Consider the following 22,513-nt stretch of genomic DNA (forward strand, 5'->3'; position numbering starts at 1 on the left):
TCAAGGAGCTGCAGGCCCTGCTGGCAGCCTGGACAGGCCGATGCCCGACCTGCCGCAGACGGCCGCCCTAACCACCTAACAAAGCACTACTAGCCGTCCGCCACAGGCCGCCGCCCGGGGCACCGCGCCGGATGTGCTGGAATTTGCGGGTGACTCGGGATCCGGCGGTTGTCGACGACAGACGAGCTCCCGCGCGTGGCGCGTTCCGGGGGCTCGACGCGGCCGCCTACGCGGCCGTCGGGCTGTCGGCGACCCTGACGGTCCTGATCGGGCTGCTCGGACCGTCCGCGATGGTCCCGGCGCTGCCCGGCCCGGCCTGGCAGCCCCCCTACTCCCTGGGCGCGCGCCCAGACGGCCACCTCGTGATCGTCATGGCCGCGGCCGCCATCGTGCTGGGCGGTCTCGGGCTGGCCGGTGCGCTGCGGGCCCGGAGCGGCCCCGCCCCCCGCCTGCTGCTCGTGGCCGGCTGCGCGACGGCCGGGCTGCTGGCCCTCCTCCCCCCGTCGGGCTCGGCCGACCACCTGAACTACGCCGCCTACGGCCGCCTGGCCGCCCTCGGCCTCGATCCCTACGCGGTCACCCCCGCCGGGCTGCCCGCCGACCCGGTCACCGGAGCGGTGGAGGAGTGGGCCGGCGTGACGAGCGTGTACGGCCCGGTGGCGACGGCCGTGCACGCGCTGGCGAGCCTGGTCGGCGGTGACTCGGTCAGGCTGACGGTCTTCGCGATGGCGGCGTTCAACGCGGCCGCGTTCATCGGGACCGCGCTGCTGCTGCACCGCTTCACCCGGGCCGACGCCGTGCTGTGCCGCAGGGCGGCGCTGCTGTGGGCGGCCAACCCGCTGATGATCTATCACCTGGCCGCCGGGATGCACGTCGACACCCTCGCCGTGGCCTGCATGGTCGCCGCGCTCGTGGCCCACGCGGCCGGGAACGCGGCGCGGGCCGGCGCCGTGCCGGGTGGTCCGGCCGTATCCGGGGGTTCTGTCATATCGGGCGGGTGGTGGCGGGCCGGGAGCGGCGTGCTGCTCGGGCTGGGCATCGGTGTGAAGCTCAACGCCGGGCTGGTCGCGCTCGGCCCGGCGTGGGAGCTGCGCCGCTCGCCGCGCCGGCTCGCCGTCGTCGCGGGCACCGCCACGGCCACCGTGTTGCTGACCTACGGCCTGGCCGGGCCGCACGTGCTCGACCAGGTGGGCGCGGCCAGCAAGAAGGTCTCCCTCGCCACCCCGTGGCAGCTCGTCAAGACCGGCCTGCAGGCGGCCTTCGGGCCCGGCGCGTACTCGTCCTGGATCCAGCTCGGCTCGACGCTGCTGCTGGCCTGCCTGGCATGGCTGGTCCTGCGGGCCACGCCCCGGGCCACCGCCCCGGCGGTCGCCGCGGCGCTGGTGGCCGCCTGGCTGTTCGCCGCGCCGTACGCGCTGCCGTGGTACGACGGGCTGGCCTTCGCGCTGCTGGCGATGGCGGGCGGGGCGTCCTGGCCCGCGCTGGAGACCTTCGTGCTGGCCAGGACGGTCGTCCTGTCGCTGGGTTACCTCCCGGCCAGGGAGGCGATGCGCCCGGCCGACCTGCTGTGGCTGAAGACCCTGCTCAGGGAGCGGGTGGTGCCGTGGTCCCTGCTGGCTCTGACGCTCGCCCTGGCGTGGTGGGCGGCGAGAGCCGGAGCGCGCGCACGCAGGCGGTCAGCGTCAGCGGCACCGCGACCGTGAGCGCCATCGCCGGGATGGCGATGCCGGAGTCGTTCAGCAGGAACCCCGCCAGCGCGCAGACCAGCGTGCCGATCAGCCCGGCGCGCAGCGCGGGCGCCAGCGCGTAGGCGCGGCCCAGCGCGGAGGCGCCCCACCGGGAGGGGCGGTCCAGCACCAGGAACAGGAAGGCCAGCGCGACCAGCGAGAGCAGGGTCAGCGGCCAGTTGCCGACGGTGATCCCGAGCATCGCGCCGAACTTCCGGACGACCACGGCCCACGCCTCGCCGTCCAGCACCTGCTGGACGAACGCGCCCAGGTGGGTGCGCCGGTCGGCGGGCCGCAGCCAGTCGGCCACCGCGATCGCCGTGATCGCCAGGACGCCCGCCACACCGATCAGCACGACCTTGGCCACCGACAGCCGGCGGCCCGACAGCAGGACCGCGAGGACGGCCACCCCGGCCAGGAACGCCGGGACGCCGCCGAAGTCGGCGCCCCATCCCGGCCAGCCGTCGGCGAACACCGCGAGCCCGCCGTACAGGACGCAGACGGTCAGGGCGAGCGTGCGGCGTCCGCGGGACAGCAGCCACTGGGCGATCCCGGCCAGTGCCAGGATGGTGCCGGCCGAGTAGACCGCGAAGGCGATGTTGCCGAAGCCGTAGAAGCGCCCGCCGGTGACCGGCTCGTAGCCGCCGACCGCGTTCACCTGGAGCCGGGAGCCGGTCATCACGTCGGCCAGCAGCGCCAGCGAGGTGACCGCGGCGACCACGGTCGGCGGGCCGAGGACGTGCGTCCGCCACGGCCCGGTCAGGGCGAGCGCCGCGACCACGCAGGCGATGCCCACGATGGTCAGGACCAGTGCGGCCATCGGCGCGGGCAGGCTCCACCACGGCACGAGCTGGGCCAGGAAGATGGCGACGGGGATCGCGCCGCTGACCGTCGCGACGCCCCGGACGGCCGTCAGCGCCCGCGAGCCGCCCCAGCCGCGCCGGAACGCGACGGCGGCCAGCACGTAGAACAGGATCTGCACGGTCACCAGGCCGGTGAAGAACGGCCCTCGCACCTCGCGCAGCACCTCGCTGGCGAGGTCGTCGTCGGCCAGCCGCTCCACCGTGGCGGCCGTGCTCCCGCCGCCGTCCCCGCTGCCCTCCCCGCCCGGCCCGGCGCTCTGCCAGGCGTGCCCCACGACCGTGTTCGGCGCCGTGAGGCCCAGCAGGGCGACCACGGTGGCGGTCAGGTCGGTGTTGGTGACCAGGCCGTCCTGCCGGGTGGAGGTCGCGGTGAGCATGCCGCGCGGGTACGGCTCGCCGCCGGGGGCCGTTCCCCGGGCGACGGCCACGTGCAGGTGGGCGGCCGGCGAGGCGTCGGACAGGCCGCCGAGCAGTACGGTGGCGCCCGGCGGGACCCGGCCGAGGACCGCGCCCACTCCGCGGTCGGCGGCGGCCGCCGCCTCCCGGCGGGCCCGCTCGGTCAGCGCGGCGGGCAGGCCGTCGCCGCCCGGACGCCCCCGTAGCCACGCCTCGGCGAGGTCGGGGACCTCCGCCACCACCAGCCGGTACGGTGCCAGGTCGCCGAGTCCGTCGATGTTGGGGAAGTATTTACCGATATTTCCGGCTTTGTCGGCGGCGGCGAGTGCGGCTCCCGGCCCGGCCGCCGCCACCTTCCCCCCGCCGTCCACCACGAGCTGCCCGAGCTGCCCGAGGACCGGGCGGTAGGAGACCTCGGCGGCGTTGTAGGCGGTGAGCCGGGACCAGTCCGGCACACTCGCCCCGCCGTCCGGCCCGGACCGCGGCGCGGCGGGCGGCGCGCAGCCGTCCCCGGGCGCGCCCGCCCGCTGCCCCGCCGAGACGGTCAGCCAGCCCGCGACCGGGCAGATGAGGCTCCGCCCCGGCGGGGGCACCGCCCGGGTGGACATCGACGCGGACCCTCCCTGCTCCACGAGCCTCCACAGGTTCGGAGTCCGCGCGCGGTCGAGGTCCTCCCATTCGAGGCCGGGCACACCGATCACCACGACCTGCCCGGACGGCGCCGGCGAGGCGGAGACGGCGGCGGCCGTACCGGGGACGAGGAGGACCACCGTGAACGCGGCCCACAGCACCCACGCAGCGGCCCGATGGACGGGCCTGTGATCGCCGTGCACCGCACCCATGAGACTCCCCCGTGTCCGTGAACCGTCAGGTCCTGCTTAGTGGATCATTCCGTCTGCCGCGTCTGCCGCGTCTGCCGCGTCTGCCGCGTCTGCCGGGTCCGGCCGGGCGGCTCCCCGCGTGGGCGGAGATCCGCGGGCGGGACCGGGACCGGGGCCGCCGGTTTACCAGCCCCACGGTAACCTGCCTGCTCGTGATGACTGGCGAGGCGACCGCGACGACCATCGGCAGGCGGCCACCGTGGGCGTGGCCGCTCGCGCTGCTGCTCGTCGCGGCGGCGGCGGCCCCGCTGGTCCTCTACTGGCTGGGAAACGTCGACGACCAACGGCTGGTCGACCTGGACGTGTACCGTACCGGCGGCCAGGCGCTCCTCGGAGGCCGGCCGGTCTACGACTTCGTGACGCCCGCGCCGCAGCTCCTGCCGTTCACCTACCCGCCGGTCGCGGCGATGCTGGCCGTACCGCTGGCCATGATGTCCTGGCCGGTCGCCCAGTGGGTGTGGACGGCCGGGATCTTCGCCGCGCTCGCCGTCACCGTCGCGTACGCCTTCCACGCCGCGCTGGGCCGCTTCGCACCGGGCCGTTTCGCTTCAGGCCGCGCCGCTTCGGGGCCCGGCCTGCCGGGCGGCGGTGAGCCGGACGATGCCGCGTCCGGCCGCGTCGCCCCCGGTCGTGGCGTGCCGGGCCGTACGGCCGCGCCGGCGGAGGGACGGCGGGGCGGGTTGTGGCTCCCGGCGGTGTTCGCCGTCCTGATGGTCGCCTGCACCTACCTGATGCCGATCAGGGACCAGGTCCGCTTCGGCCAGGTGGACATCCTGCTCGTCGCGCTCTGCCTGGCCGACTGCGCGGCCCGCCGCCCGGTCTGGCCGCGCGGACTGCTGATCGGACTGGCCACCGCCGTCAAGCTCACCCCCGGTGTCTTCCTGATCTACCTGCTTCTCACCGGGTTCGGTCCGGGCGGACGGCCGGAGCAGCGCCGGGCCTTCTTCATGGCCGCCTTCACCGCCGCGCTGCTGACCCTGCTGCCGTTCCTGGTGATCCCGTCCGACGCCGCCGGCTTCTGGTTCCACGCGCTGCTCGACCCCGAACGGCTCGGCGCCAACGCGGCGACCACCAACCAGTCGATGCGCGGCATGCTGATCCGGCTCTACCTGCCCGACGCGCCGACCTCCCTGATCTGGCTGGCCCTGGTCGCCGCGGTCGGCTGGTACGGCTTCCGCCACGCCCGCCGGGCGTTCCTCGACGGGCACGCGACGACCGGGGTCGCGCTGACCGGGCTGATGGCGGTGCTGCTGTCGCCGGTTGCCTGGATCCACCATCTGGCCTGGGTGGTCGTGGTCCTCGGCGCGCTGGTCGGGGACGGGCGCGATCCGGTACGGGTCCGGGTCGCCGCGGGCGTCTGGCTGTACTACGTGGTGCCCGTCCCCTGGTGGGGTGTGACGATCAAGGCCGCGGAGATCCCGGTGCTCAGCCCGGTGCTGGGGAAGATCGTCCAGAACGGGTTCGGGCTGGGCGCGCTGGTCCTGGTCTGGCTGCTCGCCTCGTGGCTGCCGAGACGCCGCGAGACGTTCCGGTCGCTCGCCTGACTCCACCCGCCCGGCGCTTCCTGTGAGGTCGCCCGCCTGAGGTCGCTCGCCTGAGGTCGCTCGCCTGAGGTCACCCGCCCGGCGCCTCCCGTGGGGCCGCCCGTCCGGCGCTTCCCGGCACGTGTGGTTCATCACCGTTTCCGGACCGGCACCGGATAGCCTGGCCTCATGCCGAAACTCGCCTACCTGGGCCCGGAGGCCACCTTCACCGAGGAGGCCCTGCGCATCCTGGCACCGCACGCGGAGGGTCTGCCGAGCGCCAACGTCAGCGCGGCGCTGGACGCCGCCAGGCGGGGCGAGGCCGACGGCGCCGTCGTGCCGCTGGAGAACTCCCTGGAGGGCGGCATCAGCTCGACCCTCGACGAGCTCGCCTGGGGCGAGCCGCTGCTGATCACCGCCGAGCTGCTGCTGCCGGTGCAGTTCTCCCTGCTGGCGCGGACGGAGATGCCGCTCTCCAGCGTCAAGCGGGTCTACACCCATCCGGCGGCCATCACCCAGTGCCGCGGCTTCGCCGCCCGCGAGATGCCGGACGCCGTGGTGGTCCCGGCCCCGTCGACCGCGGCCGCCGCCCAGGAGGTGGCCGACCCGGGCTCGCCGTACGACGCGGCCATCGCCGCGCGCATCGCCGGGGAGCGTTACGGCCTGGTGGAGCTGGCGTCCGGGGTCGGCGACCGGGCCGACACCGTGACCCGCTTCATCCGCCTCTCCCGGCCGGGCCGGCTTCCCGAGCCCACCGGCTCCGACTGCACCTCGCTGGTCGCCTTCCTCACCGACGACCACCCGGGCGCGCTGCTGGAGATGCTCACCGAGTTCTCGGTGCGCGGCGTCAACCTCACCCGCATCGAGTCGCGGCCCACCGGCGACGGCATCGGCCGCTACTTCTTCCACTTCGACTTCGAGGGCCACGTGGCCGAGGCCAGGGTCGGCGAGGCGGTCTCCGGGCTGCGCCGCATCTGCGCCGGCGTCCGCTTCCTCGGGAGCTATCCGCGCGCCGACGGCGTGGCGCCGCGGATCAAGCGGGGAACGGCCGACGACGACTTCGCCGAGGCCGCGGACTGGCTGTCCAGGATCCGCTCCGGCCGGCCCTGACCTTTTCTGGCGGTCCGGCCTCCCCGGGCGGTCCGGTCTCTCCGGACCTTCCGGACGGGCCGATTCCGCCGGACGGTCCGGTCCCTCCAGGTGTTCCGGACCTTCCGGACGAGCCGATTCCGCCGGACGGGCCGGATTCTCCGGGCGGGCCGGTCCGTCCTTCGGCCCGGTGGATCCGTCCAGGTGGGAGGAGCCGGAACGAAGGGGCCCGGAGTGACCGGAGCAATAGGTGAGCGGGTGCGTGCCCCGCATCGGTAGCCTTGTCCTGTGATTGACCTGCGTACCCTTCGTGAGGATCCCGACCGGCTACGGGCGTCGCAGCGTGCCCGCGGCGAGGACGACTCCGTCGTCGAAAAGCTGCTCGACCTCGACGAGCGGCGGCGCGGCGCGCTGAGCCGCTTCGAGGCGCTGCGCGCCGAGCAGAAGAGCATCGGCAAGTCGGTCTCCCGCGCCTCCGGCGACGAGAAGACCGCCCTGCTCGACCGGGCCAAGGACCTCTCGGCACAGGTCAAGTCCGCCGAGACCGAGGCCGAGAAGCTGGCCGGGGAGCTCGACGAGCTGCTCTACACCGTGCCCAACCTCGTGGAGGAGGGCGCTCCGGAGGGCGGCGAGGACGACTACGTCGTGCTGGAGGAGGTCGGTGAGAAGCCGTCCTTCGACTTCGAGCCGCGCGACCACCTGGAGCTCGGCGAGCTGCTCGGCGCGATCGATATGGAGCGCGGTGCGAAGGTCTCGGGCGCGCGGTTCTTCTTCCTGAAGGGCGCCGGCGCCCGCCTCCAGCTCGGCCTGCTCAACATGGCCATGCAGCACGCGATCGAGGCCGGGTTCGTCCCGATGATCCCGCCGGTGCTGGTCAAGCCGGAGTCGATGAAGGGCACCGGCTTCCTCGGCGCGCACGCGAGCGAGGTCTACCACCTGCCGGAGGAGGACCTGTTCCTGGTCGGCACCAGTGAGGTCCCGATGGCGGCCTACCACGCCGACGAGATCCTCGACGGCGCGGCGCTGCCGTACCGCTACGCCGGCTGGTCGTCCTGCTTCCGTCGTGAGGCGGGCTCGTACGGCAAGGACACCCGGGGCATCATCCGGGTCCACCAGTTCGACAAGATCGAGATGTTCTCCTACTGCCGTCCCGAAGACGCGCAGGACGAGCACCGGCGGCTGCTCGCCTGGGAGCGGGAGATGCTCGCCAAGGTCGAGGTGCCCTACCGGATCATCGACACCGCGGCCGGCGACCTCGGCACGAGCGCGGCGCGGAAGTTCGACTGCGAGGCGTGGGTGCCCAGCCAGGGCCGCTACCGTGAGCTGACCTCGACGTCCAACTGCACCGACTTCCAGGCCCGCCGCCTGGGCGTCCGCTTCCGCGACGCGGGCGGCAGGCCCCAGCCCGTGGCGACGCTCAACGGCACCCTGGCCACCACCCGGTGGATCGTCGCCATCCTGGAGAACCACCAGCGGGCCGACGGCTCCGTCGTGGTCCCGGAGGCCCTGCGTCCCTATGTCGGCCTCGACATCCTCGAACCCGTCAAGTAACACATAACGGTCGCCTGGCCTTCTTTTCGGTCTTTCTCGCTCTTCCGGCTCCTTTCCGACTCCGCCGGCCCGAGGGCCCCGCCGACCCCGGCGGGGCCCTCGTCGTCATGCCCCCGGTCAAGGGGAGCGGACGGCGAGCGCGCGGTCTCGCCCTCCTGGAAACAGTGGAAACCTCCGGCGGGAGCCCGAAGCGGGCGCAAGGGCCTCTTCCGGCCGCCGGAACGAGGTTCGGCACTCGCCGTCGGCCGGTGATTTTCACCACACGGACGGCGGTGCGCACGAGTGGGGATCCACGGCCCCCGGGGCGACCGTCCCGCCGTCCCGTCGGAGATCGTCTTCATGAGCCCACGAGAGGTCTGTGGGCGGCCACCGGCCCTTCCAGTCGTCCATGCCGGGCGAGACCCTCAGCGGAGCTCTCAGGGGCGAGGAGGGGGCATGGAGCGGAGGAGGCGACCGACGCCGGAGGAGGCCCGACGACGGAGGGGCGGTCGGCGGCGATGGAAAGACAGCAGGAAGGGCAGGAGAAAGGGCTTAAGGGGTGCCCGAAAGGGGCGGCCATGCATGTCCGGAACTCGCGAAGCTGTCCGGAAACGGCGAAGGCGGGGTTCGCGTGAAGCGAACCCCGCCTTCCCCTCTACAGAGGTCTATGCGTCAGACGGCGCGGACCTGCGAGGCCTGCGGGCCCTTCTGGCCCTGCGTGATCTCGAACTCGACACGCTGACCGTCCTCGAGGCTCCGGTAGCCGGAGCCCTGGATCTCGGAGAAGTGGACGAAGACGTCCGGTGCGCCACCGTCCGGCGCGATGAAGCCGAAGCCCTTTTCAGCGTTGAACCACTTGACGGTTCCCTGAGCCATTAAAGCTCTCCCTCAGGATTTGAAACTTCGGGATTCACACCTCGTGAACCCCATGTGTCGTACAGCACGCCCCGGGGTGGTTCAGTCAAACTGGTTTTCACAACGGGATTCAGCTAATACAACGCCATCACATCTAACACTATCCCGCGGATGGGTGTTCCCGCCATGAGGAAGTTCATCCCAGGCGAGTCCCGCGTGGCGTGGCATCGGGCGGCACGGTGCAGACTGGACGTGTTATGGGAAGCCCCCGCCTCGTCGCCACCGACCTCGACGGTACCGCACTGCGCTCGGACGGAACCGTCTCCGACCGCACCGTCGCCGCCTTCGCACGTGTCGAGGAGGCCGGCGCCACACTCGTCTTCGTGACCGGCAGACCACCTCGCTGGATGCGCCCGGTGGCCGGAGCCGTACGCCACCGGGGACTGGCCATCTGCGCCAACGGCGCCCTGGTCTACGACCTGCACACCGAGCGTGTCGTCCAGTCGCACCTCATCACCCCCGACGTACTGGGGGAGGTCGTCGGGAGGCTCCGCGCGGAGTTCTCCGGGCTGGCCTTCTCCGTCGAGTACGAAGGCGGGTACGCCCACGAGTCGGACTTCCGCCTCGACCGCGCCGACAGCCGGACCGCCGGGCTGCTCGTCGAGGCGGCGGCCCTCACCGAGCGGCCCTGCGCCAAACTCCTGGCCCTGCACCCCGAGATGGACCCCGACGTCCTCAACGACGCCGTCTGCGAGCTGGTCGGCGACCTCGTGACGCCCACCCACTCCAGCGGGCGGGCACTGATCGAGATGAGCGCCCGGGGCGTGACCAAGGCCACCGCGCTGGCCGCCCTCGCCGAGACCCAGGACGTCGGACGGACCGACGCGATCGCCTTCGGCGACATGCCCAACGACCTGCCGATGCTGCGCTGGGCCGGCACCTCCTACGCCGTCGCCAACGCCCACGCCGAGGTGCTGGCCGCGGTCGATCACGTGACCGCGGCCAACGACGACGACGGGGTGGCCGAGGTGCTGGAGGGCCTCTACCGGTAGTCCCGGTCCCGCGGACGCCGGAGCGTGCGGGCCGACGGCCTCCGCGGGCGGAAGGGCTTACAGGTAGGGGCCCGAGCTGCCCTGGTGGCCGCCGTCCTGCTGGAGGGAGACGCCGCCGGGCAGCGCCCTGCGCATGTTCTCCAGTTGGGCGCGGGCGGCCATCTGCTGGGCGAAGAGCGTGGTCTGGATCCCGTGGAACAGGCCCTCCAGCCAGCCGACGAGCTGGGCGTGCGCGACGCGCAGCTCCGCGTCGCTCGGCGGGGTGCCGTCGGTGTCGGCGAAGGGAAGCGACAGGCGCTCCAGCTCCTCGACCAGCTCGGGGGCCAGGCCGTCCTCCAGCTCCTTGATCGAGCTCTGGTGGATCTCCTTGAGCCGCTTGCGGCTCGCCTCGTCCAGGGGGGCGGCCCGGACCTCCTCGAGGAGCTGCCGGATCATGCTGCCGATGCGCATGACCTTGGCGGGCTGCTCCACCAGATCGGCGACCGAGCGACCCTCTCCGTCCTGCTCGACCTGCGCGCCCTGGGGCCCCACGACCACGATGTGCGGAGTGCTCTCCTCAGCGTTCATAGCCCTCAACCTACTAGCAGAATTTTCCCGACGTGTTCCCCGGTCTCGATGAGCCGATGGGCTTCGGCGGCCTCGCTCATCGGCACCCGGGCGTGGATCACCGGCCGGATCACGCCCGCGTCGACCAGCGGCCAGACGTTGTCCACGACGCCGCGCACGATCACCCCCTTCTCATCCACCGGCCGCGCGCGTAGCGTGGTGCCGTGCACCGAGGCCCGCTTGGCGAGGAGCGCACCCAGGTCCAGCTCGCCCTTCGAGCCGCCCTGCATGCCGATCACGACCAGCCGCCCCCCGGTCCTGAGGGCCCTGATGTTCGCGGGCAGATATCTCCCGCCGACGATGTCGAGGATCACATCCGCCTGGATCCGTTCGGAGAAGTCCTCCTCGCGGTAGTTGACGCCCTCGTCGGCGCCGAGCTCCAGGCAGCGGGCGACCTTCTCGTCCGTCCCGGCGGTGACGGCCACGCGCGAGCCGAACGCCTTGGCGAGCTGTACGGCCAGCGTGCCGATGCCGCTGGCCCCGCCGTGGACGAGGAGCGTCTCGCCCTTCCTCAGCCGCGCGGTCATGAAGACGTTGGACCACACTGTGCAGGCGACCTCGGGCAGCGCCGCCGCCTCCACCAGATCCACGCCCCCGGGCACCCGCATGACCTGCTGCCAGGGCACGGTGACCTTCTCGGCGTAGCCGCCGCCGGTCAGCAGCGCGCAGACCCGGTCGCCCGGCCGGAAGCCCTCGACGGCCGGACCCACCTCGGCGACCACCCCGGAACACTCCAGCCCCGGGTACGGCGAGGCGCCCGGCGGCGGGTCGTACCGTCCCTGTCTCTGCATCACGTCGGCGCGGTTGACGGCCGAGGCCGCCACGTCGATGAGGACCTCACCTGGGCCGGGACGCGGATCGGGCACCTGCCGCCACGACAGCGCCTCGGGTCCGCCGGGTTTATCGATCACGATGGCGTGCATGTGAGCCAAGCTATCCGGTGGGCGAACTTGGCCGTTGCCCGCGATGATGTGAACACAGGGCGTTAACCTGCTATGTGTTTGCTGCCCTTTTACGCCCATCCCGAGGGGGAACACGGTGGCAAGGCACGATCGTGAGGAATCTCTCGAGGAACAGCTCGCCTGGCTCGACGCTATCAAGGAACAGGAGGAGGTACCCCCGGTACCGGCAAAGAACGCGGTGGACGACCCCACCGCGGCCTCGCCGTACCCGAGGGACCCCTGGGGCCTGGTCGCCGCCGAGCCCGAGCCCGAGACCACCTCGGCGCAACTCCTCCGTGCCGCCGTCGACTCGGCCTACGCGCCCTCGGACACCTCCCCGGGCACGGGCGGTCACCCGGCCGAGGACGCCGACGCGGCGGACTGGATGAGCGCGGGCACGGCGGCGGGCGCGTTCACGGTGCCGCCGTTCGGAGGGTCCTCCCCGTCGTCCTCTCCCTCGTCCTCCCCGCCGTCCTTCCCCCGGGACGACGACGGCTTCCTCGCCCCGCTGAGGCCGCTGCCCCGCCAGGAGCACGACGACGCCGAGGGCTCCGCGACGGGTGACTTCACCCGGCCCGACCTCCGTTTCCCCGCCGACGACGACCGGGCGTCGTTCACCGACCCGGGCCTCGGCCGGGGATCGTTCACCGACCCGGGTTCCGCGCGGCCGTCGTCCGCCGGTCCGGACCCCGAGCGGCCGTCGTTCACGGACCCCGGGCTTGAGCGGCCGTCGTTCACCGACCCCGTTCTGGAACGGCCGTCCTTCACCGATCCCGCCCTCGAACGGCCGCCGTTCACGGGCCCCGCTCTCGAACGGCCGTCCGACGACCCCGCCGGCTCCGGATCTTCCGGAGCCGCCCGGACCACCGGGTCCTCCGAGGCCGCCGAGCCGGCCCTCGAACCTTTCAAACCCGCCGAGACCGGTCGTTCCACGGCCTCCGCCGAGCCTCCGCTCGAACCCTTCAGACCCTCGGGATCCGCGTCCGGGTCCTCTGGGCCTTCTGGATCCTCTGGGCCCGTGTCCGAGCCGTTCGAGCCCGCCGGGACCCCTGCCGACCCCGCCGAGTCCTCGCTCGAACCCTTCAGGCCCCCGGCTCCGAAGCTCGAAGGGTTCTCCTTCGGGAGCTTCGAGTCCCGCGGCGCCGACCGGGACCGCGACCGGCCCGGTTCCGGGGCCGCCGAGCCGGACGCCGCCGCGGAGCCGGCCGTCACCGACCCCGTACGGCGAGCACCCGAGACGTCCGGCTCCGGGGCGTCGAGCCCGGAGATCCCCGGGTCCGGAGCGCCGAGTCCGGAGATCTCCGGGCCCGAGAGGCCGAGCCCGGAGACCCACGGGTCCGGGAAGCCGGAGCCGGAGGCGTCCGCCGCCGGGACGCCGGGTTCGGAGGCGTCCGGCTCCAAGGCGTCCGGTTCGGAGCGGCCCGGTTCGAAGGCGTCCGGTTCGGAGCGGCCCGGTTCGGAGCCTCCCAACCCCGGCGCCCCCGGCCCGTTCGGGGCCCCCGTCGCCTTCGGCGCCGACCGGCCGCAGCCCGGCGCGCCGGAACGGCAGACCCCCGGCTCGTTCGGCCCGGCCGCCTTCGGCTTCTCCGACCCCTCCGGCCCGTCCGGCCCTTCGCCCTTCGCCGGGGGTTGGGACGCGCCTTCGGCTCCCCGGGACGGCACGGCTCCCGCGCCGTCCCCGGACGATCGAGACGGCCGGGACCGCGACGTCGCCCCCCGTGGGGAGGCCCCCTTCTCGCCGGAGCACCACGAGCGGCCGTTCACCCCGGCCGCCTCGGCGACCTCGGCCACTCCGGTGGACGCTCCGGATCGAGAGAGGTCCCCCGCTCCCGGGCAGGACCGCGACAGGCCCTCCGCTCCCGGGCGGGACCGGCCCGTCGGCCGCGGTGACAGGCTCGCCGCCTCCCGCAAGGACAGAGGTTCGGCCTCCTCCGGCGGGGGCAACTCCTTCTTCCCCGACGAGGACGAGTACGAGGACGAGGAACTGCGGGAGCCGTACCAGCCGCGCCGCCGCCACTCGGCGCCGCCGCCCGCGTTCAGCGCCCCCTCCCGGCAGTCCTCGGGCACCTCCAGGCCGTCGGCCGACAGCCTGGACCCCGACTCGCTGCTCCGGGGCCGCCGGAACGGGCCGTCCAGCGGCTGGCGCAAGCTGGTCTACCGGGCCACCGCCGGCCTGATCAAGCCCGGCGAGTCGCCCGAGGTCCGTCGCCGCGGCGAACTGATGACCCGGGCCCGTACCCCGGTCGCCACCGGCCACCACCGTGTCGCCGTACTCAGCCTCAAGGGCGGCGTCGGAAAGACCACCACCACGGTCGGTCTCGGCGCGACCCTCGCCCAGATCCGCGGCGACCGGGTCATCGCGGTCGACGCCAACCCCGACCGCGGGACCCTCTCGGACAAACTGGAGCTGGAGACCTCCGCGACCGTCCGCGACCTGCTCAACGAGCGCAAGCAGATCAAGCGCTACGTCGACATAAGAGCCTTCACCTCGCAGGCGCCGTCGCGGCTGGAGGTCCTCGCCTCCGACCGCGACCCGTCGGTGTCGGAGGCGTTCAGCGCGTCCGACTACCAGGCGGTGGCGCAGGTCCTGGAGAACTTCTACTCGATCTGCATCACCGACTGCGGCACCGGTCTGCTCCACTCGGCCATGTCGGGAGTCCTGGGCCTGGCCGACCAGCTCGTCCTGGTCAGCTCCCCGTCCGTGGACGGCGCCCGCGCCGCCTCGGCGACCCTCGACTGGCTGGAGGCCCACCACTACGAGGACCTGGTCCGTTCGGCCACCGTGGTGCTGTGCAGCGTCCGTCCGAGGTCGAAGTCGACCGTCGATCTCGACCGGCTGGAGGCCCACTTCGCGGCCCGCTGCCGCGCGGTGATCCGCGTCCCCTACGACCCCCACCTGGAGGAAGGCGCCGAGATCGACCTGGAGCGGCTGCAGCCAGCCACCCGCGACGCCTACCTGCGGCTGGCCGCCTCCGTCGGCGACGGCTTCGCCGGACAGCAGGTGCCGCAACCCTGACCCGGACGGCGGCTCCGGCTTTCGGACAGCCGCCCCCGGGTTTCCGGCCCATGGCCGGAGCGGAGCGCCACCGAGTCGGGGACGCGCCGGTGGCGGTGAGAGGCTAAGGTGCAATCTGACACGTTCTTCGGGCGTGTCGGCCGGGAGAGCTCGCCTAGTGGACGATGGCGGCGGTCTTGAAAACCGCTAGGGCCGGCGACGGTCCTCGTGGGTTCGAATCCCACGCTCTCCGCTCACCTCGCGAAACGGCGCCTGACCAGGGGATTCCCTTCGGTCGGGCGCCGTTGGCCGTTTCGGGGGTGCGCAGTCGTAGGCCACCGTGAGCGGCTCTCGGCCGGGGGCCGCGGGATATACGCGAAATGATCTTCACGGTGACGGTCTTCTGGCCAGCCTTGACGGTGGGGTCGGCGTCCATGACGGCGACCTGCCACACCGGCTCACCGGTGGTCTTGTCCTTCGCGTGGACGGTCCGGTCGCCGGTGGAGGCGGTGAAGTCCTTGACCCGCTCGACCTCGCCGACGATGGGGCAGCCGTGCGGGAAGACCTGCTCGAAGCTGACGGGGACGGGGTCCTGAATCGCCATGGCGGATCGGTTCTTCATGGATGGTGATGGACAGCGGGATATTCGCTCGTCCATTTGTCCGAACGAGTTGAGGCCGGCTTCCTCAACTTGTCCGAACGAGTGTTCATGAGGAGAGGGTGAGGCTCACCGCTGGCCGACATGCCTCAAAGGTTCAGTGACAGCGGATGTCCAACCCCGCGTCAGTGCCGTCGTTCAGCTCTACGAGTACCGGTCGGGGACCATGAACCGACTGCTCCGACGACGGCCGAATCCAGGCGGTGATGCTCGGCCGGCTCGACTCGACCCCCGCGATGTCCGCCCGCTTGTAATGGGCGAGGAGCTCCTCGATGGGCAATTCGGTGCTCAGGGTGAACCGGGCGCGGTAGTCGCAGTGGTTGCCGTTGCCCCGCAGCGCGATGGAGCCCTCCGCGTCGTTGCCCGCCCAGTATGTCTTCGGGGGCAGGGGGTGGTCCTCGAAACGTTCGATCAAGCTGTCCAGCTTCGCGTCATTGACCCACATGGGGGCCTTGACCAGCAGAAACAGGCCGGCCACCGGTAGGAGCACCGCCAGCAGGCAGCCGCCTCCCGCACCGCGCCGGAAAGACCGTCTGACCGGGGGATCCTCGCCGGGGGCAACAGGAGTATCAGACACGGCACCCTCCGGCGTCGGTCCAGGTCACGGGATGGACATCCTGTGACTCATGGAGATCGCCTGGTAAGGCTACCCCCATCACCAGGACCACTGTCCCCGCCGCGTCATGTACGGTGGCCGGCACCTCAAGCACCGGCTTGGAGGAGCCGAGTACCTCGGCCTCGTCCTTGGGGAGGTTCCGGGCCGTCAGCCGTTCGGTGATGTGGTCGGTCTCTGCAAGCAGGACGTCAGGAACCCGGCTTTTCCGTCTCTGATCAACGACTCGTGGGTGCCGGGATGTCCGCCTCTCGGGAATCGATGACGGTGACTGCCCGGCTGATCAGGATCACCATGCCGACGATCATGATCACCACACCCGAAAGTTCGGCGAACGCTGCCATGACGTACTCGCCGTCCGGATCGCCGACTCCGGACGGTGAACCGTTGAGCCATCGTGATGCGGCCATCGCCTGGTGCAGGACCAGAGCACCGAACGCGAAGGTGATCCCTCCCAGGACGAAGTCCGGAGGTGCCGTCCGGAACAGCTCTCTGGAAGAGAAGGCCTTCCAGACTCCGGCCACCAGTGAGATCGGGACCAAGAAGAACCAGCCGACCTCCAGGCTCATGATCGCATTCAAGCGCAGGTGCTCGAATCCGTCACCTCGGGGAGAGTGCAGGAGCGGGATCATCAGGATCCCGCTGAGGAGTCCGATGGCGAGGAAGCGGAAGAACCACATGGCCGACATGATCTCGGATGGCGGAGAGGGTGGGTCAAGAGTCGAGGTGGGAGGGCTTCCGCGGACGGAAGGGCATGATCGGCTCCTGGGCCATGGTCGGAGAGGGGTGAGGAGCCTGCGGGATGACCTTCCGTCGTTCGGGTCGGGGAAGACGCTTTCGCCCTGGTCAGAAGCTCTGTCGTCGTCTGGAACGCGGCCCTCTTGAAACCGCTGGGGCCGCCGACGGTCCTCGTGGGTTCGAATTCCACGCTCTCCGCCCTGTGATGTCTCCGGACATTGGAAGCCCTCGAACCCGCGGGATCGAGGGCTTCGCCTTGCTGGGGATCTCCTTAGCCGGGCGTCGTTGATCGTTTCGGGGGATGCGGCCGGGCGCCGCCGTATCGGCCCGGCCCCGGCCTGCCCGGGACCTCCGGCCGGCAGGCCAGGCCGTGGCCCTCGGAGGTCACCGCAACAATGACCGCCCGGTGGGGACGAGCCGCAGCCGTTGCGGAGACCTCGCCCACCGTTCGGAAAGGACGGGAAGCACCTCCTCCGACCAGCGTTCCGAGCGCCGCAGGGAAGCCAGATGCTCGTCGATCCGGCCTTCGTCGGCGAACCGTGCGAACCACACGAAGACTTCCTCACCGGTCCGTACCGGCAGCGCCGGGAAGGTGTTCGGGGCGTGCTCCGACCGCAGATACGCCAGTGGCTCGCCGCCGGTCTCGGCGAGCACGGGCCGGACCCGTCGCTCGAAGAACTCGACGAACGCGGTGTCGAACGGGCCGGCGCCGTGCCAGATCGTGGCGAGGACGAGCGACGGCGGCGATGCCGGCGGCTCGCCGGGGGCCGGTCGGGCGTCCGCCGGCGCCGGGAAGCCGCCCCGCGCCGAGGCCGGCCGCAGCAGTAGCACGTCATCGGAGTCGATCATCGTTGCGTTCGCCTCGTCGCGGTGTGCCCGCCAGATCGGGCCGCCGTAGAAGCTCTCCAGCGCCTTCGCGCGGCTCGGCATGTCCTCGAAGCCGCGGAGCCATACGAACCGGTCGGGATCGTCCAGGTCGCGGAACTGTCCCAGGACGGTCATGCCCGTCGCCTCCTGGGTCTCGACGAACTCCCGGTCGAACAGGTCGATCAGCACGTCGCGCCGTCCCGGGTGCAGCGTGTACTGCCGCAGTTCGACGATCGGGCACCGTACGGCTTCCATCAGGGTCACTCCTCGTTCAATGCTGTAACAATCTCTGTTACAGCAACGGCCGTGCTGTGACGCGGCGGGATTCGAACCGCCGCGACGTCGATTACTTCGTCAGCGTCTCGCGAAGCATGTCGGCGATGGAGGTGTCCGCCAGCTCCCGCCGGATGGCCCGCTCGACCCGGTCGTAGGTCTGGTTGAGGGCGGGCCGGATGCCCCGGCCGACCGGGCACTCCAGGCTGGGCTCGGTGTGGTGCAGGCCGAACGGCTGTTCGCCCCCGACCGCGTCGTACACCTGGAGCATGGTGATCTCCTCGGGCGCGCGGGCCAGGCTCCAGCCCGCGCCGGCGCCGTGGCGGACCTCCACGAGACCGGCTCGCCGCAGGTCGCCGAGGCTGCGCCGGATGATCACAGGGTTGGTGTTGACGCTGGCCGCGACCTGGTCGGAGGTCAGCACCTCCTGGCCGCGGCGTCGCGCCAGCGCCAGCCACGTCAGCGCATGCGTCGCGATGGTCAACCTGCTGTTCGCCGCCATCACCCCTCCTTGTCGTAACATCTTCTGTTACAGCTGCGTGGTGGTCAAACCACATCGCGGAGACGCAGGGGAGACCGACGGCGTGGCCTGGAGCGGCTGGGCTCATCCCCTTCCGTTCGCCGCGTGCCTGGCGCCCACCTCACGGCCGAACCGCGCCGCCGGATTTCGTGGAACCGGCGGCTCGGGCCTGGCCTCTCAGCCCGAGCCCGCCGGGAACCGGGTCGCCGTCCCGTCCGCCGCCGATGCCGTGCGGTGCGCAGGGAGGGCGCCGGTGGGACCAGAGATCAGGAGAGGGTGTCCTTGACCTTGAGCTGGCCGTTGTCGATCACGAACTTCTGGTTGTCGTTGGGCACGCACTGCCACAGGTAGACCGGCGTGCCGTTGGTGCGGGCATTGGTGACGTCCAGGCATACGCGGTTGCCCGTGTTGAGGGTGGACTTGAGGATGATCAGGCCCTTCTGTACCACCCAGAGCTGGTTGGCGTTCCCCAGACACTGCCACTGGTACACGCGGGTGCCGTTGGCGCGGCCGTTGGAGGCGTCAAGGCACATCTGCTTGCTCTTGCCGACGGTGTCCTCCACCTTGATGAGGCCGTCCTCGATGACGAACTTCTGGTTGGTGTTGTTGTCCTGGCACTGCCACAGGTACATCTGGGTGCCGTTGCCGCGGCTGTTGCTGACGTCGACGCACGCCGGGGAGCCGGCCAGGGCCGTACGGCCGGCGTGCTGACGGGTGGAGGCCGTGGCGGGCAGGGTGGTGACCGTACCCACTGCGGCGTAGACGACGGCGACGGCCAGCAGGCGGTGAGCAATCATGGTTGTCCCCCGAGAGAATTGATCAAGACGCCAGCACCATGTCATCACCGAATGTCACTTATCAATCACCCGGTGCATGAAAGCCGTCACGTGGCGGAGCAGGAGCAGGAGCAGGAGCAGGAGAGCGGGCCGGGGTGAGTCTCGCGGCGTTCGCCAGGCCCGTTGGGCGGTCCCCGTGTATGAACGAATCATGACCGCGCGATATGACGGCCAGGCCGAGTGGTACGACGGCTACATCGGACCCGGCGCCCAGGCCAACGCCGCCTGGATCGTTGATCTTCTCGGCCCCGGGAAGGGCCTCTGCCTGGACCTCGGGTGCGGTACCGGCCTGTACCTCGAAGCCATCAGGTCCACCGGCCGCACCGTCGTCGGCCTGGACCACTCGGCCGACCAGCTACGCCTGGCCCACGCCAGGGGCGGGGCCCCGCTCCTGCGGGGAGACGCCACGAGGCTCCCGTTCGCCGCGGGCGCCTTCGACACGGTCACCGCGCTGTGGGTCTCCACCGACGTCGGCGACTTCGCCGGTCTGGTGAAGGAGGCCGCCCGTGTGCTGCGGCCCGATGGGATGCTGCTGTTCTACGGCGTACACCCGTGCTTCAACGGCCCGCACATCGAGCCGCGCCCGGACGGGGCGGTGGTCATCCACCCCACGTACCGGATCGCGGGCTGGCACAGGCGTTCGCCGTGGTGGCGCGAGGGCGGTCTCCGCGACAGGGTGGGCATGAGCCACGTGCCGCTGCCCGACCTGATCAACGCGTTCGCCGGCGCGGGGCTGAACATCGACCGGGTGACCGAGCCGCGCGAGGACCCCGTTCCCTACGCCCTGGCGGTCAGGGCGTTCAGGGCGTGAAGCGAGCGGCGGCCGGGCCGAGAGCGCAACCCGCAGCGCTGCCCGTCTCCTCCTGGACAAGGGATGGAGCATTCACGATGTGGGTCATGTGCTGATGTCGCCTCATCGGCGCGTCTCCGAGATCCTCGGTCTCGACGCCGAGTAGGTCGTAAGCGCTCACGCGGTTTCCTGTGGAGAAGCCGTGCAGGCGGTGTGAGGGTGTGCCGGGAGATCTGGTCGGGTCACGTCCGCGTCATGAGACTGCCGCCATGCCTCCGGTGAAGGACCCCGTGAAGAATCCGGGGAAGAAGGCGCCCGGCTGGGCCAGGTGGACGCTCCTCATGGCGTCGCTCGGGTGGCTGCTGCTGACCGTCGCGTCCTACCTGTCACTGCCGATGTTCTAGAAGATCTGGTGGTTCGGCAGGCTCGTGACCGGGGTGTTCTGGACCTGGGCCGTCCTGTGGTCCTTCGCCGCGGTGCTGGCCTACCTGTCGCTCAGGGCTTACGTCCGGTTCTTCGCCATGCTGGTGGTCACGGTGACCCTGGGAGTGGTCGTCTGGGGGATCGACTGGCAGGTCGTCTATATCGGCAGCCAGATCCGGCTGCACCGGGAGGAACTCGCCGCGCTCGTCGAGGCGAACGCGAGGGGGCGGCGGCTCACCGCGCCGTGGTGGATGGAGTACCTGTCGAAGAACGGCTGGGTGCGTCAGCAGGGAGAGGTCGTCTACCTCCCGGTGTTCGAGGACTCCTGGCGGGCGGAGAGCGGTGCGGGGATCGCCCATCTGCCGGCCCCGCCGACCGCGGAGACGATCGTCCGGACCGCTGCCGGTGACATCGGCCGTCCTGTCCGTGACCTGGGCGACGGCTGGTGGTGGGTGGAATAGACCGGCTGCGCAGGCAGGCTCCGGCGGTGGACGCCGTCGTCTCGGCGTGCCCGTCGGCAGGAGGGCCGCCGGAGGATCACACTCTTGTATTCCAACACATACGGGTGTAAACACATATGAAACCAAACCGAAACGGCGGTGAATCAACACCATGTACGCCGAGGAGCGGCAGCAGGAGATCCTGCGGCGCGCCCGGGAGGCCGGGCGGGTGGACGTCATGGCGCTGGCGGAGGAGTTCGCCGTCACCACCGAGACCATCCGCCGTGACCTGACCGCGCTGGAGCGCGCGGGCGTGCTGCGTCGGGTGCACGGCGGCGCCATCCCTGTGGAGCGGCTGGGCTTCGAGCCGGCCCTGGCCGCCAGGGACGAGGTGATGACCGCCGAGAAGGAGCGCATCGCCAAGGCCGCCCTCGCCGAGCTCCCGGAGGACGGCGCGGTCATCATCGACGCCGGGACGACCACCGCGCGGCTCGTCCAGGCACTGCCGCCCGACCGGGAGCTCACGGTCATCGTCAACTCCCCGCCCCTGGCGACCGCGCTGGCCGTACGGCCCGGCCTGAACGTGATCATGCTGGGCGGCCGGGTGCGCGGGCGGACGCTGGCCACCGTCGACGACTGGGCCCTGCGCCCGCTCGCGGACCTGCACGTGGACGTGGCGTTCATGGCGGCCAACGGCTGCTCGGTGGACAAGGGCCTCACCACCCCCGACCCGGCCGAGGCCGCGATCAAGCGGGCGATGATCGGCGCGGCGCAGCGGAGCGTGCTGCTCGCCGACCACACCAAGTTCACCAACACCTACCTGGCCCGCTTCGCCACGCTGGCCGAGATCGACCTCGTGATCAGCGACGCCGGCCTGGACGCCGTGACGGCGGCCGAGATCGCGGCGGCCGGTCCCGAGGTGGTGCGCGCATGATCGTGACGCTGACCCTCAACCCCAGCCTGGACCGGACGATCGAGATCGGGTCGCTCGACCGCGGCGCGGTCATCCGCTCCGCGGCCACCCATCTCGACCCGGGCGGCAAGGGGGTGAACGTCTCCCGCGCGCTGCTGGCCAACGCCGTCGGCTCCCGCGCGGTCGTCCCCTACGGGGGAGAGGAGGGCAGGCGGCTGATCTCCCTGCTGTCGGAGGAGGGCATCGACATGGTGACCGTGCCGGTCACCGGGCCGACCCGTTCCAACATCGCGCTGGCCGAGCCCGACGGCACGGTCACGAAGATCAACGAGCCGGGCACGGCCCTGTCTTCGGCCGAGCTGGACGCCCTCGCCGAGGCGGTGCTCGGCGAGGCGGGTTCCGCGGACTGGGTGGTCGCCTCCGGCAGCCTCCCGCCCGAGGTGCCGGTCGACGTCTACGCCCGCCTCTGCCGCCGCTTCGCCCGCGCGGGCATCCTCGTCGCGGTCGACACCAGCGGGCCCGCCCTGAGGGAGGCCCTGGAGGCGGGGCCCGCGCTCATCAAGCCCAACCGGGAGGAGCTCGCCGAGGCGACCGGCCGGGCGATCACGACGCTCGGCGACGCGATCGAGGCGGCCTCGACGCTGCGCTCCCGGGGCGCGGGCACGGTCCTGGCCAGTCTCGGGCCCGACGGCGCCGTCCTCCTCGAAGGCGACCAGGTCTGGTACGGCGAGGGCCCGGTCGCCGAACCCCGCAGCACCGTGGGAGCCGGCGACGCCATGCTGGCCGGGTTCCTCGCCGCCGGAGCGCGGGGCGAGGCCGCGCTGGCCGAGGCCCTGGCGTGGGCGACGGCCGCCGTGGGGCTGCCCGGCAGCCGGATGCCCGGTCCGGACGACATCCGCCGCGACCACGTCCGCACCTTCGCGGCCGATCCCGCCCTGCCGCTGCGGTCCGGAGGCTGACCGGCCGTGACCGATCCCGCCCTGC

At 71.9% G+C, this 22,513-nt stretch carries 20 protein-coding genes and 1 tRNA gene; 12 read left to right on the top strand and 9 right to left on the bottom strand.

Translation table 11 applies throughout. From position 1 onward, the window contains the following. Positions 1 to 149 precede the first annotated feature (149 nt). A complete protein-coding gene (locus ACFYSC_RS34415) occupies positions 150 to 1,703 on the top strand; it encodes a hypothetical protein (protein WP_389969888.1) in 1,554 nt (517 codons plus the stop codon). On the opposite strand, the gene ACFYSC_RS34420 is transcribed toward ACFYSC_RS34415, so the two are convergent. Beyond that, entirely contained in the window at positions 1,585 to 3,828 is a 2,244-nt protein-coding gene (locus ACFYSC_RS34420) for a hypothetical protein (protein ID WP_389969890.1), read from the bottom strand. The two genes, ACFYSC_RS34415 and ACFYSC_RS34420, sit on opposite strands and share 119 nt — an antisense overlap. Positions 3,829 to 4,022: 194 nt before the next feature. Between ACFYSC_RS34420 and ACFYSC_RS34425 the strand changes: the two genes are divergently transcribed. From ACFYSC_RS34425 to serS, 3 genes are all read left to right on the top strand, one after another. Then, positions 4,023 to 5,411: a glycosyltransferase 87 family protein gene (locus tag ACFYSC_RS34425; RefSeq protein WP_389970011.1), complete on the top strand. Its 1,389-nt coding sequence runs from the start codon at positions 4,023 to 4,025 to the stop codon at positions 5,409 to 5,411. Positions 5,412 to 5,579: 168 nt separating this feature from the next. Next, positions 5,580 to 6,500, top strand: a complete 921-nt coding sequence (gene pheA, locus ACFYSC_RS34430) for a prephenate dehydratase (protein WP_362943980.1) — start codon at positions 5,580 to 5,582, stop codon at positions 6,498 to 6,500. A gap of 267 nt (positions 6,501 to 6,767) precedes the next feature. Further along, a complete protein-coding gene (serS, locus tag ACFYSC_RS34435) occupies positions 6,768 to 8,030 on the top strand; it encodes a serine--tRNA ligase (protein ID WP_389969892.1) in 1,263 nt (420 codons plus the stop codon). 651 nt (positions 8,031 to 8,681) lie between these two features. Here serS and ACFYSC_RS34440 read toward each other — a convergent pair. Further along, positions 8,682 to 8,885 (bottom strand): cold-shock protein, encoded by a 204-nt coding sequence (locus ACFYSC_RS34440; protein WP_179821289.1) that lies wholly within the window; start codon positions 8,883 to 8,885, stop codon positions 8,682 to 8,684. Positions 8,886 to 9,121: 236 nt separating this feature from the next. Here ACFYSC_RS34440 and ACFYSC_RS34445 point away from each other — a divergent pair, with 236 nt between their 5' ends. Then, positions 9,122 to 9,916, top strand: coding sequence for an HAD family hydrolase (locus ACFYSC_RS34445; protein ID WP_389969894.1), 795 nt, complete (start codon positions 9,122 to 9,124; stop codon positions 9,914 to 9,916). Positions 9,917 to 9,973: 57 nt separating this feature from the next. On the opposite strand, the gene ACFYSC_RS34450 is transcribed toward ACFYSC_RS34445, so the two are convergent. Beyond that, complete coding sequence (locus tag ACFYSC_RS34450; protein WP_362943974.1) at positions 9,974 to 10,483, bottom strand: bacterial proteasome activator family protein; 510 nt, start codon at positions 10,481 to 10,483, stop codon at positions 9,974 to 9,976. 5 nt (positions 10,484 to 10,488) lie between these two features. Then, entirely contained in the window at positions 10,489 to 11,445 is a 957-nt protein-coding gene (locus ACFYSC_RS34455) for an NAD(P)H-quinone oxidoreductase (RefSeq protein ID WP_389969896.1), read from the bottom strand. 217 nt (positions 11,446 to 11,662) lie between these two features. Here ACFYSC_RS34455 and ACFYSC_RS34460 point away from each other — a divergent pair, with 217 nt between their 5' ends. Together ACFYSC_RS34460 and ACFYSC_RS34465 are read left to right on the top strand one after the other, a co-directional pair. Further along, complete coding sequence (locus tag ACFYSC_RS34460; RefSeq protein WP_389969898.1) at positions 11,663 to 14,479, top strand: AAA family ATPase; 2,817 nt, start codon at positions 11,663 to 11,665, stop codon at positions 14,477 to 14,479. Positions 14,480 to 14,622: 143 nt separating this feature from the next. Then, positions 14,623 to 14,711 (top strand) — tRNA-Ser (locus tag ACFYSC_RS34465). Positions 14,712 to 15,213: 502 nt separating this feature from the next. Here ACFYSC_RS34465 and ACFYSC_RS34470 read toward each other — a convergent pair. The 5 genes from ACFYSC_RS34470 to ACFYSC_RS34490 form a co-directional block, all read right to left on the bottom strand. Continuing rightward, positions 15,214 to 15,594, bottom strand: coding sequence for a hypothetical protein (locus ACFYSC_RS34470; RefSeq protein ID WP_389969900.1), 381 nt, complete (start codon positions 15,592 to 15,594; stop codon positions 15,214 to 15,216). A 353-nt stretch (positions 15,595 to 15,947) separates the two neighbouring features. Beyond that, the gene (locus ACFYSC_RS34475; protein ID WP_389969902.1) at positions 15,948 to 16,409 is read right to left on the bottom strand and encodes a hypothetical protein; all 462 of its coding nucleotides are present in this window, start codon (positions 16,407 to 16,409) and stop codon (positions 15,948 to 15,950) included. A 442-nt stretch (positions 16,410 to 16,851) separates the two neighbouring features. Beyond that, complete coding sequence (locus ACFYSC_RS34480; protein WP_389969904.1) at positions 16,852 to 17,589, bottom strand: NIPSNAP family protein; 738 nt, start codon at positions 17,587 to 17,589, stop codon at positions 16,852 to 16,854. 91 nt (positions 17,590 to 17,680) lie between these two features. Further along, entirely contained in the window at positions 17,681 to 18,109 is a 429-nt protein-coding gene (locus ACFYSC_RS34485) for an Rrf2 family transcriptional regulator (RefSeq protein WP_389969906.1), read from the bottom strand. A 284-nt stretch (positions 18,110 to 18,393) separates the two neighbouring features. Next, complete coding sequence (locus ACFYSC_RS34490; RefSeq protein WP_389969908.1) at positions 18,394 to 18,924, bottom strand: ricin-type beta-trefoil lectin domain protein; 531 nt, start codon at positions 18,922 to 18,924, stop codon at positions 18,394 to 18,396. Between the two features lie 190 nt (positions 18,925 to 19,114). On the opposite strand from ACFYSC_RS34490, the gene ACFYSC_RS34495 reads away from it, so the two are divergent. From ACFYSC_RS34495 to pfkB, 5 genes are all read left to right on the top strand, one after another. Then, positions 19,115 to 19,774: a class I SAM-dependent methyltransferase gene (locus ACFYSC_RS34495; protein WP_389969910.1), complete on the top strand. Its 660-nt coding sequence runs from the start codon at positions 19,115 to 19,117 to the stop codon at positions 19,772 to 19,774. A gap of 248 nt (positions 19,775 to 20,022) precedes the next feature. Continuing rightward, entirely contained in the window at positions 20,023 to 20,157 is a 135-nt protein-coding gene (locus tag ACFYSC_RS34500; protein ID WP_389969912.1) for a hypothetical protein, read from the top strand. 24 nt (positions 20,158 to 20,181) lie between these two features. Then, a complete protein-coding gene (locus tag ACFYSC_RS34505) occupies positions 20,182 to 20,637 on the top strand; it encodes a hypothetical protein (RefSeq protein WP_389969914.1) in 456 nt (151 codons plus the stop codon). Between the two features lie 151 nt (positions 20,638 to 20,788). Continuing rightward, the gene (locus ACFYSC_RS34510) at positions 20,789 to 21,550 is read left to right on the top strand and encodes a DeoR/GlpR family DNA-binding transcription regulator (protein ID WP_362943256.1); all 762 of its coding nucleotides are present in this window, start codon (positions 20,789 to 20,791) and stop codon (positions 21,548 to 21,550) included. Continuing rightward, positions 21,547 to 22,488 carry a 1-phosphofructokinase gene (pfkB, locus tag ACFYSC_RS34515; protein WP_389969916.1) on the top strand — a complete coding sequence of 314 codons (942 nt, stop codon included), beginning with the start codon at positions 21,547 to 21,549 and terminating at the stop codon, positions 22,486 to 22,488. Before ACFYSC_RS34510 ends, pfkB begins: the two co-directional genes overlap by 4 nt. Positions 22,489 to 22,513: the final 25 nt, after the last annotated feature.

The organism is Streptosporangium sp. NPDC004379 (assembly GCF_042873875.1).
Taxonomy (GTDB): Bacteria; Actinomycetota; Actinomycetes; order Streptosporangiales; family Streptosporangiaceae; genus Streptosporangium.

What these genes read in the sequence shown, in the direction of transcription:
- ACFYSC_RS34480 (WP_389969904.1), bottom strand. Translation starts at nt 17,589, where the DNA reads ATGGAAGCCGTACGGTGCCCGATCGTCGAACTGCGGCAGTACACGCTG.
- ACFYSC_RS34485 (WP_389969906.1), bottom strand. Translation starts at nt 18,109, where the DNA reads ATGGCGGCGAACAGCAGGTTGACCATCGCGACGCATGCGCTGACGTGG.
- ACFYSC_RS34440 (WP_179821289.1), bottom strand. Translation starts at nt 8,885, where the DNA reads ATGGCTCAGGGAACCGTCAAGTGGTTCAACGCTGAAAAGGGCTTCGGC.
- ACFYSC_RS34500 (WP_389969912.1), top strand. Translation starts at nt 20,023, where the DNA reads ATGCCTCCGGTGAAGGACCCCGTGAAGAATCCGGGGAAGAAGGCGCCC.
- ACFYSC_RS34495 (WP_389969910.1), top strand. Translation starts at nt 19,115, where the DNA reads ATGACCGCGCGATATGACGGCCAGGCCGAGTGGTACGACGGCTACATC.
- ACFYSC_RS34445 (WP_389969894.1), top strand. Translation starts at nt 9,122, where the DNA reads ATGGGAAGCCCCCGCCTCGTCGCCACCGACCTCGACGGTACCGCACTG.
- pheA (WP_362943980.1), top strand. Translation starts at nt 5,580, where the DNA reads ATGCCGAAACTCGCCTACCTGGGCCCGGAGGCCACCTTCACCGAGGAG.
- ACFYSC_RS34475 (WP_389969902.1), bottom strand. Translation starts at nt 16,409, where the DNA reads ATGTGGTTCTTCCGCTTCCTCGCCATCGGACTCCTCAGCGGGATCCTG.
- ACFYSC_RS34455 (WP_389969896.1), bottom strand. Translation starts at nt 11,445, where the DNA reads ATGCACGCCATCGTGATCGATAAACCCGGCGGACCCGAGGCGCTGTCG.
- ACFYSC_RS34425 (WP_389970011.1), top strand. Translation starts at nt 4,023, where the DNA reads ATGACTGGCGAGGCGACCGCGACGACCATCGGCAGGCGGCCACCGTGG.
- ACFYSC_RS34450 (WP_362943974.1), bottom strand. Translation starts at nt 10,483, where the DNA reads ATGAACGCTGAGGAGAGCACTCCGCACATCGTGGTCGTGGGGCCCCAG.
- pfkB (WP_389969916.1), top strand. Translation starts at nt 21,547, where the DNA reads ATGATCGTGACGCTGACCCTCAACCCCAGCCTGGACCGGACGATCGAG.
- ACFYSC_RS34490 (WP_389969908.1), bottom strand. Translation starts at nt 18,924, where the DNA reads ATGATTGCTCACCGCCTGCTGGCCGTCGCCGTCGTCTACGCCGCAGTG.
- ACFYSC_RS34510 (WP_362943256.1), top strand. Translation starts at nt 20,789, where the DNA reads ATGTACGCCGAGGAGCGGCAGCAGGAGATCCTGCGGCGCGCCCGGGAG.
- ACFYSC_RS34420 (WP_389969890.1), bottom strand. Translation starts at nt 3,828, where the DNA reads ATGGGTGCGGTGCACGGCGATCACAGGCCCGTCCATCGGGCCGCTGCG.